This is a genomic window from Shewanella chilikensis, from assembly GCF_037953065.1.
GTDB classification, from domain to species: Bacteria; Pseudomonadota; Gammaproteobacteria; order Enterobacterales; family Shewanellaceae; genus Shewanella; species Shewanella chilikensis.
Genome location: NZ_CP149966.1, coordinates 2,531,278 through 2,548,005 on the forward strand (window position 1 = coordinate 2,531,278; position 16,728 = coordinate 2,548,005).

Here is a 16,728-nt window from a genome sequence, read left to right on the forward strand (position 1 = left end):
TCCAGGCTGGGCGGGCTTTAAAGCGATAAAACGGCTATATAAGGAGAAACTGAATCCTGTTTCAGGTCACAGAATTCAGTAAAAACAATATCTTGCGGTTGCAACTACAGACAGAGCTCCTTAGCATTATCATGCATTTTAGTTGTATCTTTTTTGATTTCAGGGACCAAATTTCAAACGCCTGTTTGTGCGTCGTCCCAACCAAGGAGAGCCTGTCGTGAACCCCTTTACCCACCCTACTACACTGCCCTTAGTGCTCGGTTTGAGTCTGTCATTTTCCGTTGTCGCAGCAGATAAAACATCGAGCCTGCAATATCAGACCTGGGCGCAAACCTCTGAGGAGATGCAACGGGAAGATATGCTTGAGAAAAACCCCGCCAGCGTGATCCTCTGGGCCGGCTCGGCTTATGCCAAGGAGTACCATAGCCCCAGAGGGCACCACTTTGCCGTCGCCGATGTCAGTCACAGTCTACGCAGTGGTGTTAGCCCCAAGGCTGGTGAAACAGGCCTATCGGCCAGCTGTTGGACCTGCAAAACGCCGGATGCGCCCAGGCTGATGAAAGAGCTGGGTGTAGAAGGCTTCTCTGCCAAGAGCTTTGCCGAGCTGGGTCCGGAAATCCAAAATCCTGTGTACTGCTCCGATTGCCATACCCAAGGCTCAGCTGAACTGACACTGCCAAGACCTCATGCCCAGGATGCCATGGCCAAAGTGCACAAACCCTTTGGCAAACAAAATCAGTCTATGCAGCAATCACAGGTTTGCGGCCAGTGCCATGTCACTTACTACTTCCAGCCTGAGCGCCAGGACAAGGTCAATATCCCTTGGATCTTCGGCAACAGCGCCGATGAGATAGAAAAGTACTATGATGCCCGGCAGTTTTTCGAGTGGGTACACCCGATATCGAGAACGCCGCTGGTGAAGGCGCGCCATCCCGAGTTTGAGCACTGGAACCGCAGCGTCCACGCCGAGGCTGGAATCAGTTGTGTCACCTGTCATATGACCCAGGAAACCAGCGCCGACGGCAAATCTTTCACCAACCACAAGATAACCAACCATCTGCCGGACTTTGAAGCGGCCAATTGCAGCAGTTGTCACCAGAGTCAGCAACACATTACCCAACTGATTGCCGACAACAAGGCGCTACTGGAGACCAAGGCGCAACAGTTACAGGAACTGCTTATCAAGGCCCACTATGAAGCCGGTGCCGCCTGGAAGGCCGGTGCCCAATGGCAACAGATAGGAGAGGCCATTATGGGGATACGCCATGCGCAGTGGCGCTGGGACTTTGCCATGTCATCCCACGGTATTCACGCCCACAACGCCAAAGAGGGTGAAGCCCTGCTGAACAAGGGCTTAGAGCAGATCCGCGCTGCCAGAGAGATATTGAGCAAGCTGAATGCCGACCTTGGCGTAACCCGAGTCGATTATCCGGACTACAGCACCAAGGCCAAGGCGCAGGCAGCCATAGGCGTGGAGCTGGAGAAACTGACCGAGGAGAAGCAGGCCTTTATCAAGACTGAAGTGAAAAAACATTGGCCCAAGGCTGCAAACTTCGGCTATTGAGCGGCAAGGTGAACAATAGCCGGAATGAGAGCCAAGCCTTAATCAAAACATGCAAATTTGATTGGGAATAAGCGGCGTTCGACAATAGCCGCGGTGGGAAATATGGCCGTTTACCAGGCGGGCACCAGCAGGCACTGTGTGTGCTCTGGGCCCGCCTGTTTTTTTATCGCGTCCACTTTAGGAGCCAAACGCGGCTGTCAGCTGGATTTTCAGTTAAAACTGCTGCAACTGGTTGAGGATGCGCTTTTCCGATATCGGATAAGCAGTGCCCAGACTCTGGGCAAAACAGCTGACCCTGTACTCTTCCAGCATCCAGCGCACCTCGGCCAGCGCCTCCGGTACCGCCTGGCTACGCGGCACCTTGGCAAGCGCGGCCTTGAACTCTATCTCGGCGTTGTGAATGCTGTGCAGGTGCAAACGGTCACGGTTAGGATCCACCGGCAGTTTGTCCAGGCGCAGCTCAATCGCCTTGAGATAGCGGATCAGATCCCCAAGGCGGCGCCAACCGGAAGCTTCAACAAATCCCTTGAACACCAGAGCATCCAATTGGCTTTGAATATCACTCATGGCAAAGGCGATATCCAGGCTGATTTTGCCCTTGAGACGCTTACGGATCTTCTGGTGCAAGGTCAAAATCTGCTCCACCTTAAGGGCGATGGCCGCTGCGGTTTCATTGAGCTCGGCCCTGACGTTCTCCTTGGCTTTGGCAAAGTCATCGGCACTGCGGACATTCAACTGCTGCTCATCCAAAAGCTGCTGAATTGCCGCGGCAATAATGTCATCTATCAGTATCTGCACCTGGCCGAACGGATTGAAATACATCGCCAGTTTGGCCTTGTTGGGCAAGGCCTGCTGTAGATGTTTCACCGGCGATGGAATATTGATAAGCAGCAGCCTTCTCAGCCCTTGTCTGTGGTTGGAAAGTGCCTGCTGTTCGTCATCAAATAATTTGATAGAAACTGTATCACCGGCATCCACCAAGGCGGGGAACGCCTTCACCTCATAGCTGCCTTTGCGGCTTTGATATTCCTTCGGCAGGTCGCCAAAGCTCCATTCGGTCAGGGCGTTTTGCTCTATGCCCTTGTCGGCAACCTTGCGTATCGCCTGGTTTACCTGCCCCTGCAATGATGCCTTGAGGCTGTCGAGATCCCGGCTCTGGGCCAAGAGCTTGCCTTTGTCGTCTTCCACCTTGAAGTTCATCTTCAGATGGTCGGCAATGGCGTTGAGATCGAAATCCTCCGGATTGACGCGGGTGCCACTCATTCTCAACAGCTGTTTGCACAGGGAGGGCAACAAAGGCTGGGCAAAAGGTTCCATCGCCTGCACACAGGCGCGGGCATAATCCGGCGCAGGCACAAAATTGCGCCGCAGCGGTTTGGGCAAGGACTTGATCATAGCAACACACTTCTCCTCCCTAAGCCCCGGCACCTGCCAGTCAAAATCGGTATCATCCAACTGATTGAGCAGCGCCACCGGAATAAGCACAGAGACGCCGTCATCCTCGGCCGCCGGTTCAAAATGGTAACTCAGCTTGAGGCTGAGATTGCCCTGCTGCCAGCTGTCGGGGAAGTCCAATGCCGATACATGGGTGTCATCCCTTTGCATCAAGAGTTCGCGGCTGAAATTGAGCAGCTCAGGGGTCTCTTTCCTGGCCTGTTTCCACCAGGTGTTGAATTTGGGCTGGTTGTATATCCCTTGTGGAATGCGCTCATCGTAGAAGGCGAACAAGGCATCTGTATCCACCAGAATGTCGCGCCGCCGCGACTTATGTTCGAGATCTTCCACCTCTTCGAGCAACGCCTGGTTGGCCTTGAAGAAGGCTTCATTGCAGCGTAGCTCACCCTCGGCCAGAGCCGAGCGAATAAAGATTTCCCGAGCCTTAACCGGCTCCAGCGGGCCAAACTGTACCCGGCGGCGGTTGACTATGGTGAGGCCATAGAGCACCTGATTTTCCAGGGCGATCACACTGCCCTGTTTGGCTTCGAAATGGGGCTCGTTGTGCTGCTTCTTGACCAGATGCGCCGCCAGAGACTCGAGCCATACAGGATCGATACGGGCGCAGGTACGGGCGAACAGGCGTGATGTTTCGGTAAGCTCGGCCGCCATAATCCACTTGGGGCCCTTCTTGGCCAGCGGCGAGCCGGGAAACACAAAGAAGCGCCGGTTGCGGGCCCCCAGATACTCGTTGTCTTTATCCTTGAAGCCGATATGGCTCAGCAGCCCCGAGAGCAGCGCCTGGTGCAGTGGCTCATATTCGGCGGCCTGACTGTTGAGGCGCCACTTGAGGTCGTGCACACTCTGACGCAGCTGGGCATAGAGATCCTGCCATTCGCGAATACGCAAATAGGCCAAATACTCGGCCTTCACCTGCTTGCGGAACTGGCTGGATGACAGGCTCTTCTGCTGCTCTTTGAGGTACTGCCACAGATTGAGCCAGGCAACAAAGTCGGAGTCTTTGTCGGCAAAACGGCGATGGGCCTCATCGGCGGCCTGTTTCTTCTCATGTGGCCGCTCACGGGGATCCTGAATCGATAACCCGGCGACAATCACCATCACCTCATGCAGACAGCCAAGCTTATTGGCCTCAAGCACCATGCGGGCCAGGCGGGGATCGACCGGGATCTTCGCCAGATCGCGCCCGAGCGGGGTCAGTTTCAGCGCCCCTTTGTGCTTGCTCACCGCCTGCAACTCTTCGAGCAGCAAGAAACCGTCGCGTATGTGGCGCGGATCCGGAGGCTGAATAAAAGGGAAACCCTCAATGTCACCCAGGCCTATGGCCAGCATCTGCAGGATCACGGACGCCAGGTTGGTACGCAGAATTTCAGGATCGGTAAACTCTGGCCGATTGATAAAGTCCTGTTCGTCATAAAGGCGAATACAGATCCCCGGCCCAACCCGACCGCAACGTCCCTGGCGTTGATTGGCACTGGCCTGGGAGATGGGCTCAATCGGCAAACGCTGCACCTTGGTGCGATAGCTGTAGCGGCTTATCCTGGCAGTACCAGGGTCAATAACATAGCGGATCCCTGGCACAGTCAGCGAGGTTTCGGCCACGTTGGTGGCCAATACAATACGCCGTCCTGGATGCGGCTTGAATACCTTGGACTGCTCGCCGTATGACAAACGGGCATAAAGCGGCAAGATCTCGGTATCGCGCAGGTTACGCTTTTTCAGCTGCTCGGCGGTATCGCGGATTTCGCGCTCGCCGTTCATGAAAATCAGAATGTCCCCCGGGCCTTCGCGACAGAGTTCATCGACGGCGGCAAAGATGCCGTCCATCAGATCCAAGTCGGCGTCGTCATCCTGCAACAGGGGGCGATAGCGGGTTTCCACCGGATAGGTGCGGCCGGACACTTCCACCACGGGCGCATTGTCAAAATGCCTGGAAAAACGCTCCACATCTATGGTGGCCGAGGTGATGATCAACTTGAGATCCGGGCGCTTTTGCAAAATTTGCTTCAGATAACCCAGAATAAAGTCGATGTTGAGACTGCGCTCATGGGCCTCGTCTATGATGAGGCAATCATACTGACTGAGCCATTTATCCGATGCCAGTTCTGCCAGCAGGATACCGTCTGTCATCAGCTTGATATAGGAGTCCTGGGAAACCGCATCGGCGAAACGAACCTTAAAACCCACTGCCTGACCCAGCTCTGTCTTGAGTTCATCGGCAACCCGGCTGGCCACGCTGCGGGCCGCCAGCCGCCTTGGCTGAGTGTGACCAATCAGACCACGACTGCCAAGCCCCAAGTCGAGACAGATTTTGGGCAGCTGAGTGGTCTTGCCCGAACCTGTCTCACCGGCCACTATCACCACCTGATGATTGATGATGGCCGAGGCGATTTCATCGCGCTTTTGTGACACCGGCAGCTCATCCGGATACTCGATGACAGGCCTGTCTGCCAGCCTTTGCTGCGCCCTTTCATAAGCCTGCACCGCGGCTTCACTGAGCTCGGCGAGTTTTTGCTGTTTGGCTTCTGTATCGGGGCTTTTTTTCAAGCGGAATAAGCTGCGGCGAATGCGCGCCGCATCGGCTTGAAAGCAGAGATCCAGATATTCGCGGGAGAGTGGGTGCAGCTTAGCGTTCAAAACCTGTGTCCATTGGGGATCAAAAACGGCGATCCTAACAAGGATACGCCGTCTTGGGTATGCTTACTGACTGATAATGCCCAAATTTCAGTCAAATCAAGCGCAGTTGTCAGGCCGGGGTCAAATAACACTGCTGCATATAGCTGTTCATGGCCTTGAGCACATTGGTACGGTTGATGGTGCCCACCACCCGGCCATCTTCCACCACTGGGTATATTTTCGGCTTCTGCCCCAGCATCTGCTCGGCCAGCTGCAACATGCTGTCATCCGGTCTGACCCAAAGGACATCGGCGCGCATGCAGTCGCGCACCACGGCGGTCAAATCGCAGTGATAGCTGCTCTTGAGCATGGCAGCCATACAGTCTTGCTGTGACAAAAAACCCACCAGGCTTCCTGCTGCATCCACCACGGGCGCCCCGCCCTTGTTGGCCTCAAGCAGTTTTTCCACCGCGGTGGCTATCGACATATCCGCCTTCAGCAGCACGGGCTGACGGTCCATATGATCACGTATTTTTATCGAATCCATAGTTTTCCCCAAGTTCAAAACGGCTTCATTGTTCAGTGTAGCCAATATTTTGCCCTTGGGGTTCAAGCCAACAGCGATTGCCTCAATCCAAAATTTTAGTTATCCCGCCAGATCATCACTTCCGCCGCTTGATTGCTCTTGCGCCAGGCACGGTACATCCCTTCCGTGTTGAACGGCGTTGCCACATTGCCCCTTTGGTCAATGGCGATCACTCCGCCACTGCCGCCGGCAGAGATCAGCCGCTGGTTGATCACTTCATCGGCAGCCTGCAAAATCGACTTTTGCTGATACTTGGCCCTGGCGCAGATATCGCCGGCCACATGGAAACGGATGAAGTACTCACCGTGGCCGGTCGCCGAAACGGCGCAGACACCGTTCTCGGCATAAGTGCCGGCACCTATCACAGGTGAATCACCGATTCGGCCATAACGTTTGGCTGTCATGCCGCCGGTCGAGGTCCCGGCCGCCAGGTTGCCCTGCTTATCCAATGCCACTGCGCCAACTGTGCCGAACTTGTAATCGAGATCCAAAGGACTCAGACGCGCCTGAAAGTCTTTATTGGCTTCGGCGGCGTTGATTTTGGCCCTGGCATCGAGAAGCTGCTGATAGCGCGCTTCGCTGTCAAAGCGATTGCCAGGCACCAGCTCCATTCCCAACGTCAGGGCGAACTCCTCGGCGCCCGCCCCCGAGAGCATCACATGTTCTGACTTGTCCATCACGGCTCTGGCGAGATCGATTGGATGACGTATATGTTTAACCCCGGCAACGGCACCGGCATTCATACTCTTGCCATCCATGATGGAGGCGTCCAGTTCATGACTGCCATCAAAGGTATACACGGCACCGATACCGGCATTGAATAATGGACTGTCTTCCAGCACTCTGATGGCGGCCTGTACCGCTTCCATACTGGCGCCGCCCTTATCCAGTACCTTATAACCGGCATTGACGGCTTCGGTCAGCTTGTCACGATAGGCTTTTTGCTGCTCTTCAGTCAAAGCCGCCTTGGATATGGTGCCGGCGCCGCCGTGAATGGCAATCGCAAAGGGCGCCTCTGCAGCCTGGACCGACATCATACCTCCCAGCAGAAGTCCCAGGCTCAGACTTAAATTTTTTATATTTGTTTTCATTGTATTGCTTCCACATTAACGACTGCTGCCTTTGTAACCATTTTAGGTCCGGATGGCAATCTGTTACTTGCCTGAGCCGAGATCAGAGGCGACAATGCAACAATGTTACATTAAACAAAAGTTCTGATTTCCTTGACCAAAAACAGTCGCTTTACCGCGTATATCCTGAGTTTTGCGTCGATCATGCTGGCCAGCCCCCGAGCAAATAGCGCCGATGATCCTCTGCTTAATCTCCGCATCGAAGGGGTATCGGGTGAGCTTGAAAAAAATATCCGCGCACACTTGGGCAACTTTCCTGAATCCGAGGTGCAACGCCGTGCCTATCTGTTTAATGTCAGCGACAGTGTCGAGGCCGCGCTGGAATCCATGGGCTATTACCATGGCGAACTGGAACAGGAACTCAAGGAAAACGAACAAGGGCCGTGGGAGCTCAAGCTTACAATTACCCCAGGGGAAGTCACCCGTTTGCAATGGATCGATATCCGCCTCGAAGGCGAAGTGCTAAACGATCCCTGGATCAATCGCTGGCTCAGCCAAATCAAGATCAAACCAGGCGATCCTCTCAACCACGGTGATTATGAGCGGATAAAATCGCAGCTAATCTCGCTGGCGCTGGCTCGAGGCTATTTTGACGGCCATTATCAGAAATCGGAGATCCGCGTGAATCGCGATCTCAACCTGGCACAACTCAACCTGTATTTTGACTCGGGCAAGCGCTACAAGTTTGGCGATGTGAGCTTTGAGGGCCACAGCCTACAACCGCAATTGCTCGAAGATTTACTGCCATTCCAACCCGGCGCCCCCTACAGTACCCGCAAAGTCACACAGCTTAATCAAGAGTTGTTGGATACCGGCTATTTTTCCAATATCAAGGTGTTACCTCAAATTGACAAGTTGACGGAAGACAGCATACCTGTGCGGGTCGAACTGAGCCCAAGACCGGATCATTCTATAGAGCTGGGTCTGGGGGCTGATATCGGCTCCAGTACAGACAGTAATCTGGATCCCAGAGTCAGAGTGACTTGGCGTACTCCGCAGCTCAACAGTTACGGCCACTCTCAGGAAACCAGCATAGAATGGTCGAGAGACAGACCTAAATTCCTCTCGACTTATACCATACCCCTGACTCACCCTTTGGATGATCAGCTCAAGATCCGTGTCGGCCTGCTAAGGGACAAATACGGTGTTACTCAAGACTATGTGCCAGAGGATAGGGACTTTAGCAATACAGGTCAGTTGGAATCGACCAAGAAGCTTTTCGGGGTTGGCCGCAGCAAGCGGCTCAATAACGGTTGGCTTCTCAATTACTCGCTGGAGGCAATTCAGGAAAGCTATACCCAGTCAGGCGTTGATTATGACCCACAATTCCTGCTGTTTGGCACCACCCTCTCCAAGACCAGCCGCGGCGATAACAGTCTGGATCCCAAGTCGGGTTTCAGGCAACTTTATAGCGTTGAATATGCCGACCCTTCACTGGGTTCAGATGTTCGCCTGACCCGGATGCAGGCCAAGTTCAAATGGATTGAGACTTTCTTTGACAAGCACAGATTTGTCTCCCGTCTCGATCTCGGGATCAATCTGGCGGCCGAAGGCGATCTGGCGATCATTCCTCCCTCACTGCGTTATTTTGCCGGCGGTGATCAGAGTATTCGCGGTTACAGCTATCAAGAACTAGGCCCCCACCTGGATTACACCAATGACAAGGGCGGCCTGTCTCGGGAAGTTGTCGGTGGCCGCTATCTGGCTGTCGGTAGCCTGGAGTATCAATATTACCTGACCCCAAGCTGGCGTGTGGGTACCTTTGTCGATGCCGGTAACGCCTTTGATGTCAATCAATTTGATCCTGTGGTTTCCGTAGGCGGTGGTATTCACTGGATATCCCCCATAGGTCCCATCAAACTGGATGTGGGCTTTGGCCTGCACGAATCCGATGCCGAAGACAGGCCCTGGCGTATTCACCTGACCATGGGGACAGAATTATGAGCCAAACCCCAATGCAGCAGGAACCCAACTCAAGCAACAAACAAAGGGCAAAGAAACCGTCTCCCCGCTGGCTCAAGCGGCTGAAGTGGTCTACCCGTACCCTCTTGTACATTCCGCTCGGCTTGTTGGTACTGTTGGCACTCTTGCTGGGCACGGCGCCCGGTAGCCATCTGGCGGTATTTATTGCCAGTGCTTTAGTACCGGATCTGGAGCTGGAATATGCTTCCGGCACCCTGAACCGGGAGCTGCAACTCAAACAGCTTCATTGGCAGATGGACGGTATCAGTGTCGATGTAGATGCCGTTACCCTTGCCTGGCAACCTGCGTGCCTTTTGCAAAAACAGGTATGTGTCGACACCCTGGAATTAACAACAACCCAGGTCGACATAGACACTCAGGCCTTCGCCTCAGATTCAACTGCAGAGGAAGATACGCCCAACTCGGAAGAACTGGTATTACCCTTTGGCATCAGCCTGAAACAAGCAAGCCTCACGGATATTCAAGTGCGGGTCGATGAGATGCACTTTGATGCTGCGGCATTGAATACCGCAGCCAATTGGCAGGAAAGTGGGTTACAAGTCATCCAGCTTGAGAGCCGCGGGCTCAGCGTGCTGCTCCCCGAGGCTAATGCGGCAGAAGCGCAAGCGGCAGACAAAGACAAATCAGCCGCCGCGGCTAAGCAACAAAAAGCGGCGCAAAAAACCGAGACTGAACAATGGGTGCTGGCAAACATGCCAAAGGTTGCCATGCCCTTCCCCATCTATTTAAAACATGCCGAATTGCAGAACTCGCGTCTGCAGATTTTGGGCAGGGATGACAGCTTCCAGGAACTGCGTCTCAGTGCCAGCTACATAGGCACCGAGCTGCGGGTCAACGAGTTTTATGCCAAACACACAGATGCCAGTCTGTCACTGGAAGGTGAACTGACTCTGGATAAGCACTGGCCCATGGCACTGACGGCGCAACTGGAGTTACAGCGTTTATCTGAACTGCCGGGGCTCGAGCAGCAACAACTGGATCTCGCCCTCAAAGGCGATTTCAGCGACTTGCAGCTCAAGGCCAAACTCAGTGGCAAGCAGAGCCTGGCACTCAATGCCAGCATCAACCTTGCCAAGCCGGAACTGCCCTATTCGCTGAATGTCTCGGAAGGAGAGCTTTACTGGCCCTTTGACCAGGCTCAGTACAGTGTCAACGGACTAGAACTTGAAAGCAGCGGCGATCTCAAGCAACAAACCGCCAATCTGGTTGCACAATTAAGTACCCCCTTCTACCCCGAACTACTCCTCAATACCCGCCTGGCACATCAGGACCAAAAGCTCAAGATTGAAGAGTTCAGCAGTGACAGCAGCGCCGGTAAAGTAATGCTTCAGGGGACGCTGGATTATGCCCAAGCCATAGCCTGGGATGCAAAGCTTGAACTATCTCATTTCAACAGCGGCGCGATCAATCTGCCGCCTGCGGAGCAAACTGCCAAAGAAAAAGAAGCAAATAGCCAAGTAGCCAAAAATAAAAGCACCAGCGACGTCGAGGCTGGCAGCGCACAAAGCCAAGCTAACGGGAGCAAATCCGATGAAAGCCAGGTTGAAGATAAGCCAGTGATCCCATCCAGCGATATTAGCGGCCAGCTTGCCACTCGTGGCAGCTGGCAGGAAGGCAAATGGCGAGTAAGTCTCAAGCAAGCCCAACTTCAAGGCTTACTGGACCGCCTGCCATTTGCACTGACAGGCGATTTGGAAATAGATGATTCGCTGCAGCTCAGCAGCCAAGGATTATCGCTGCGGGCACTCAATACCCGCCTGGACCTTTCCGGCAGCGCCAAAGAGCAATGGGATCTCAGCGCCACGTTGGACGTGCCCGACTTCAATCTCTGGCATCCCGAGGCGTTTGGTGCTTTAACTGCCGATATCCAAGTAGTGGGCGATGCCAAACACCCGCAGGTACAGCTCAATGCCGAGACCCAGAGTATCAAATTTGGCGATTTTAATCTCAGCGGCAGTCGCCTCAAGGCGCTCTATGCACCACTGGATCTGCATGAGTTTGCCTTATCGCTGAAAACAGGTGAGTTTGACGGTGCAGGTATTCATCTTGATAGTATCACTCTCAGAGCCAAGGGCAATGAACAGCAGCAGAAGTTGGGGCTGGAAACCGAGGGCGATCTGCAACTGGATACTGCCATCCACAGTAAACTGGATCTCGCCAAACAAAAGGCCAAGGTAGAACTTAGCAGATTCAACGTGGGATCCATTCTGGGACTATGGCAGCTTGAACAAACTGCGTCACTGGACTGGGATCTAAAGCAAAACCGAGGCGAGCTCAGCGCCTTTTGTTTAAGTCATCCATCCAGCCAACTCTGCTTAACCGATAATGTCATCCTCACCGACAAAGGTGAAGCCAAGTTGCACTATCAGGGGCAACCCGGGCAACTGCTGGCCAAGCTGTTACCCGAGCGATTCACTTGGCAGGGTGAAGCCTCAATGGATGCCGCCGTCGCCTGGCAACCCGGCGCGCGTCCACAGGGCAATCTCAGCTTCCAGTTGGCCCCCGGAACGGTAAGCCTTAAACGCAAACAGCAAGCCAGCGCCAGCATCGACTATCAGGCACTGACACTCAAGGCCACCTTGGACGATGATGCGTTAAGAAGCCATATTCTGTTCAATTCTGATGCTCTGGCCCGCTGGGAAAGCCAGTTGGATATCAAGGTAACCCCGGATCGCAGCCTCAGTGGTTACGTCAATATTGACAAGGTCAACCTGCAACTGCTTGGTCAGTTTATGCCGCAGCTCGAAACCGTTGAGGGTCTACTTGCAGCCAACTTGAAGTTGGCTGGTAGCCTCAATAACCCGGAGCTCAGTGGTCAACTCAGCCTACGAGATGGTGAACTGGCCAGTACAGCCAACCCGACTAAACTGGAGCAAATCTCCCTGGATCTGGCTTTTGCCGGCCAAATGGCCGAGCTCCGGGGCCAATGGATGATGGGCAGCGGCCAAGCCAATCTCAGCGGTCAACTGCGCTGGCCACAGGGTCAATTCAGTGGCGATATCCAGCTCAAGGGGCAAGAACTCGGTGTTATTCAACCGCCGCTGGCAATTGTCAATATCAGTCCGGATATTCAACTGCATTTCAGCCCGGACGCACTCGATATTTCGGGCGAGATCAAGGTGCCTTCCGGCAACATCAAGGTGGTGCAACTGCCGGCCGGCGGAGTGAGTGTATCATCCGATGTGGTGTTCAGTGACTCCATTTCCGAGCAGGAAGTCAAAGCATCGCCCATGGCCCTGAGTGCCAATCTGAACATAGATGTCGGTGATAAACTGGCTATCGATGGTATGGGCCTCAAAGGGATGTTGGTGGGTACCTTGCGGATGCAACAAGCGCCCCAGAAACCGCCGCAACTCTTTGGTGATATCAAGGTGGTTAACGGCAGCTATAAATTCATGGGTCAGACGCTGAAAATTGCCACAGGTGCGGTACAGTTTGTAGGGCCTATGCAGATCCCCAACCTCAATATCGAAGCCGTTCGGGAGATCCGCGATGAAGATATTACCGCTGGGGTACGTATTACAGGCACTCCCAAAAAACCGATAGTGACGTTATTCTCCAACCCGGCCAAGGAGCAGGCAGAGATCATTTCCTATATCGTTCAGGGGAAAGGTTTTGGCGCAGGTAACGAGCAAAATAACTCATTGATGATGGGCGCCGCGTTATCGCTGAGCTCTCAGGTTGATGGTGGCGCCATTTCTACCTTGGGTGACACAGCCGCTGGGCTGGTGGAGATGTTTGGTTTCTCCAATGTGCAGTTGGATACCAATGATGATGGTAAAGTCGCCATCAGTGGCTATATTGGCAAAGACTTGATGATCAAATACGGTGTCGGTGTATTCAATCCGGGTTATGAAATGACGGTACGCTACTATCTGTTATCGCAGCTCTACCTGGAAAGTGTATCCGGTACTCTGGGCCAATCATTGGATATCTACTACAGCTTTGATCTTTAAGCTGTAAACTCTCATGGTAGCGGATGCCCGCCTTGCGGGTATCCGCTGCTTATCCCTGCTGGCCGGGATATAAAATGCGACTTAAACTGTCCCTGCAGCTCAAAATCCCAAATACAGACATAAAAAAAGCGCCCTGAGGGCGCTTTTCAACATCCAATTATAAATTAAGCGTAAACGAAGTCTACGTGCTCAATCATTGGCTTAAATACGTGACGCTGCATAGCCTGGGCACGTACTTTAACTTCTTTACCGTCCAGAACTATGGTCAGATCGCTGGTATAAAAGTCTTCGTTGGTTTGGATGTTAATGATATCTTTGTGTTCAAACACGATGGCAACGGCTTCTTTGCCGGCGCCATAGATAACACCTGGAACTTTCCCGTCACGACGCAGGCGGCGGCTCGAACCTTTCCCAATCTCAGTGCGGGTTTGTGCTGGAATAGTGTAAGACATAATAATACTCTTTAGATAGTCAATAACTGGCAACTATTTTCGACCAATAGCTGCCTTCATATAAAGCGGGCGAATACTAGCACAAAGGCAGCAAACCAAACAAGTTGATTTGGCCTTTAAAGGTAAAAGAAAAGCCTACTTTTCCCCCTATCATGCTGTTGCTCATCTGTAACATCTGTAATCATTAAGAAAAGCCATTGCTTAGCAGAGGTTTTACCCTGATCGAGATCACAATTTTTCCATCGAGCTGCTGCTACCCTGCTTTCAGTAATCTGGTTTTATTACATGAAGCAGGCCGATGAACGCCAATCTGCAGCAACTGATACGGGATGATAGCCTGTGCTATAAACTAGCAGCGGAACTCCATTACCTGATCGAACATGCTCCCTTTCAACAGGAGAAGCTCGACCTGATTTTATTGGAGTTTCTTGCCTGTAATCAGCAGAAAAGCGGCCATCTGTTACACCTGATGCGTGCCTGCAGCTGCCCGGATCTTATCGAGCAATTGAGCTCAGATGCCCTCTTTTATGACAGACTCAACACCTTGGTCGCCGACTGGCAGCAAACCCGTGAGCTGTTACGTCTCAGATTCCAGTTCAGCGAGTTGATGGTACTGCTGGAAGACAGAAAACCCCGCGAACAGAGCTTTATCCGCAGGGCAGAAACCAACTTTTCTGTGGTAGAAAAACCTACCAACTGCGCACCGGTCCGCAGTCAATGTGGACAAATCCCGACTTCGGATAATAACCGACTCCCCCTAGTTTTAATGACAGGGCAGCCTCACGCAAAGTCTGAAGGTTAACACCGGGGATCGCGATATCCATCGCCATACCCCGCATATGGTAACTCTTCTTGGCGACACCGTTACTCTTACCGGCCAACATGGCATTGGTTTTAGGCGAACGATAACCTGAAATCACGTGGATCTCTTCAGAAATCGACAACGTCTGCTGCAGATTGAACAGGAGATCAAACAAACGTTTATCCATGGGAGCTGCGAGGTTCTGCCGATGATCCCTAAGCAGATGGCTAAACTGAGACAGAGTGCTACTCTGATAATGACCGTCTTTCCAATAAGTCCCATCGCCACGCTCCCCTGTATGGCGATTATAAAAACTCAGGTATCGACTACCTTTGGTAGACCGACTCGCCATCGCTTTTGAAGGAAGCATAGAAACCATTGCCGCGCCACCAAGACCCATCAACAACTGCCTACGGGCAGGACATACTACTGACACTTATTCACCTTGCACAAAAAACAACCACAAGGCGGCAAATTATACGGGATTAACGCCAAGGTCAAGCGCCGATTTGGACCCAGCGCAGGTAAACTTTTCCCGGAGAATAGGTGAAAAATGGGATAATCCCTTGTGCCATATTAAGTTAGTGCAACAGGCTTAACGCTCCGTCAAAACGGCAAAAAAATCCGTTGAAGATAATGTCGGTAAACCTCAAGGGCCTAACAAATGCGCTTCCCCGCCCGACCGCGGCTCAGGCTTGTTAGCCCATTCAGTATCCAATCTCATCTGTGCCTGAGTAGCCACCTTAACCCCGGGACTCAACTGATAGATGTCGCTGCGAAATTGCGTTCTTTCCCACTCATCTATCCAGGCTGTCCAATAAACCAGATGAACTGGCAGGCGCTGTTCGAAGGCAAACCATTGAGTGGTTTGATAATCACTCTGCATCCGCTGCCAGCTTCTCTTATCCCGCACCAGATTATTGGCCATCCAAGACGCCAACTCTTCCACCTTGTCGACTCGAATACAACCGGATGACAAGGCGCGATTAGCCTTGGCAAACAGATGCTTGTCCGGTGTGTCATGCAGATAAACATTAAAGCCATTGCTGAAGTGAAATTTGTAACGCCCCAGGGCATTATCGGCACCCGGTTGCTGCACCAACCGATAGGGGAAACGGCCACTCGCCTCTTTTTGCCAGGCTTCGGCACTCTCTTCAACTTTATTGCCCTGATAATCATAGACATTGAAATGCCGCTGCTGCAGATATTCACCGTCTTTACGGATCTGCGGCAGTAAGTCGCGCCTCAATATGCCCCTTGGCACAGTCCAGGTTGGATTCAAAACTATGTTGGTTATCTCACTGCTGAGCAGTGGGGTTTGCCGATAGGGTTTACCGACTATGACCCGGGAGCGCAACTGCACCTGGTTGTCATCCACCAGAGTCAACTCAAACGCCGGGATATTAACCAACAAGTAACGCTTCCCCAGTTGCTGTTTGTAAACGGTGCGAGCGACAAAGTTGCCGGCCAGCATGCGGGCACGTTGCAATGGTTCAGTATTGAGCCAACGCAGTGTATCTGGACCAATGATGGCATCGGTTTTAAGCCCGTGGCGGGACTGAAACGCTTCTACCGCCGAAACCAACTGCGGTGAATAAAGCTTGTCATTTCCCGGAGTCTCTCCAAGATCACCAAGCCAATATAAACGCCTGGCAATCGTCGGGATCAGCAGATGGCTGTCACCTGGGCGCAGCCAACCACCTGGGTCCAACCTGGGCCATTGATGCCGCTCAGCGAGCCAGATCAAATAGCGTATCCGGCTGCTGGTGGCCAGATAGTCATCCCCCTGAGGTTCCAGCGCCAGCGCTCGGCTGAGCGAATCCGCATCAGGAGGTAGCGTGTTGAAGGTCAAAGGAACGCCGTGGCGCTTCCAGAAATAGGCAATATCCTGCTCTATCCCCTCACGCAATTCCAGCTGTAAATTGAGATCTCCACGGCTCATAGAACGTAAATCTTCGGCAAACTCCTGCCCTTCAGGCAGCAGCGCCAGCAACTGCAACTGATTATTCAGGATCCTGAGCGCGGCATCATCGGCTTTCACTGTAAAGACCGCGCTGCAGAGGAGCAGAATGATCAGTAAAGGCATTAACACGCACTTTGTCATATCGGCCTCCCGGGACATAAATTCAATTATGGCAAATATGCGCTGTGATTCGATGATATTTTGCAGACAACTGGCTGAATAGC

The 16,728-nt window shown here is 52.9% G+C and carries 10 protein-coding genes; 4 read left to right on the forward strand and 6 right to left on the reverse strand.

Features of this window, described 5'->3' with window-relative positions:
• Positions 1 to 253: 253 nt before the first annotated feature.
• A complete protein-coding gene (locus tag WKR14_RS11565; RefSeq protein ID WP_339087748.1) occupies positions 254 to 1,564 on the forward strand; it encodes an ammonia-forming cytochrome c nitrite reductase subunit c552 in 1,311 nt (436 codons plus the stop codon).
• A 213-nt stretch (positions 1,565 to 1,777) separates the two neighbouring features.
• Here the strand turns inward: WKR14_RS11565 and hrpA are convergent, their stop codons facing one another.
• The 3 genes from hrpA to WKR14_RS11580 all read right to left on the reverse strand — a co-directional run bounded on the left by hrpA (position 1,778) and on the right by WKR14_RS11580 (position 7,309).
• Complete coding sequence (hrpA, locus tag WKR14_RS11570; protein ID WP_339086206.1) at positions 1,778 to 5,653, reverse strand: ATP-dependent RNA helicase HrpA; 3,876 nt, start codon at positions 5,651 to 5,653, stop codon at positions 1,778 to 1,780.
• 109 nt (positions 5,654 to 5,762) lie between these two features.
• Positions 5,763 to 6,179, reverse strand: a complete 417-nt coding sequence (locus tag WKR14_RS11575; RefSeq protein WP_101055194.1) for a CBS domain-containing protein — start codon at positions 6,177 to 6,179, stop codon at positions 5,763 to 5,765.
• Positions 6,180 to 6,274: 95 nt separating this feature from the next.
• Entirely contained in the window at positions 6,275 to 7,309 is a 1,035-nt protein-coding gene (locus tag WKR14_RS11580; RefSeq protein WP_165564996.1) for an isoaspartyl peptidase/L-asparaginase family protein, read from the reverse strand.
• A gap of 183 nt (positions 7,310 to 7,492) precedes the next feature.
• Here WKR14_RS11580 and WKR14_RS11585 point away from each other — a divergent pair, with 183 nt between their 5' ends.
• The gene (locus WKR14_RS11585; protein ID WP_101055196.1) at positions 7,493 to 9,292 is read left to right on the forward strand and encodes an autotransporter assembly complex protein TamA; all 1,800 of its coding nucleotides are present in this window, start codon (positions 7,493 to 7,495) and stop codon (positions 9,290 to 9,292) included.
• Positions 9,289 to 13,287, forward strand: coding sequence for a translocation/assembly module TamB domain-containing protein (locus WKR14_RS11590; RefSeq protein WP_339086209.1), 3,999 nt, complete (start codon positions 9,289 to 9,291; stop codon positions 13,285 to 13,287). The genes WKR14_RS11585 and WKR14_RS11590 overlap by 4 nt, the downstream gene beginning before the upstream one ends.
• A gap of 164 nt (positions 13,288 to 13,451) precedes the next feature.
• On the opposite strand, the gene rplY is transcribed toward WKR14_RS11590, so the two are convergent.
• On the reverse strand, positions 13,452 to 13,739 hold the full coding sequence (gene rplY / locus WKR14_RS11595) for a 50S ribosomal protein L25 (RefSeq protein WP_039033277.1): 288 nt from the start codon (positions 13,737 to 13,739) through the stop codon (positions 13,452 to 13,454).
• 298 nt (positions 13,740 to 14,037) lie between these two features.
• Between rplY and WKR14_RS11600 the strand changes: the two genes are divergently transcribed.
• Complete coding sequence (locus WKR14_RS11600; protein ID WP_165564994.1) at positions 14,038 to 14,541, forward strand: hypothetical protein; 504 nt, start codon at positions 14,038 to 14,040, stop codon at positions 14,539 to 14,541.
• Here the strand turns inward: WKR14_RS11600 and WKR14_RS11605 are convergent.
• Positions 14,429 to 14,977: a DUF882 domain-containing protein gene (locus tag WKR14_RS11605; protein WP_101055135.1), complete on the reverse strand. Its 549-nt coding sequence runs from the start codon at positions 14,975 to 14,977 to the stop codon at positions 14,429 to 14,431. The genes WKR14_RS11600 and WKR14_RS11605 overlap by 113 nt on opposite strands.
• Positions 14,978 to 15,190: 213 nt before the next feature.
• Complete coding sequence (locus WKR14_RS11610) at positions 15,191 to 16,645, reverse strand: L,D-transpeptidase family protein (RefSeq protein ID WP_226564036.1); 1,455 nt, start codon at positions 16,643 to 16,645, stop codon at positions 15,191 to 15,193.
• Positions 16,646 to 16,728: the final 83 nt, after the last annotated feature.

Coding starts and splice junctions, on each gene's coding strand:
- WKR14_RS11575 (WP_101055194.1), bottom strand. CDS start 6,179: ATGGATTCGATAAAAATACGTGATCATATGGACCGTCAGCCCGTGCTG.
- WKR14_RS11580 (WP_165564996.1), bottom strand. CDS start 7,309: ATGAAAACAAATATAAAAAATTTAAGTCTGAGCCTGGGACTTCTGCTG.
- WKR14_RS11585 (WP_101055196.1), top strand. CDS start 7,493: ATGCTGGCCAGCCCCCGAGCAAATAGCGCCGATGATCCTCTGCTTAAT.
- WKR14_RS11590 (WP_339086209.1), top strand. CDS start 9,289: ATGAGCCAAACCCCAATGCAGCAGGAACCCAACTCAAGCAACAAACAA.
- rplY (WP_039033277.1), bottom strand. CDS start 13,739: ATGTCTTACACTATTCCAGCACAAACCCGCACTGAGATTGGGAAAGGT.
- WKR14_RS11600 (WP_165564994.1), top strand. CDS start 14,038: ATGAACGCCAATCTGCAGCAACTGATACGGGATGATAGCCTGTGCTAT.
- WKR14_RS11610 (WP_226564036.1), bottom strand. CDS start 16,645: ATGACAAAGTGCGTGTTAATGCCTTTACTGATCATTCTGCTCCTCTGC.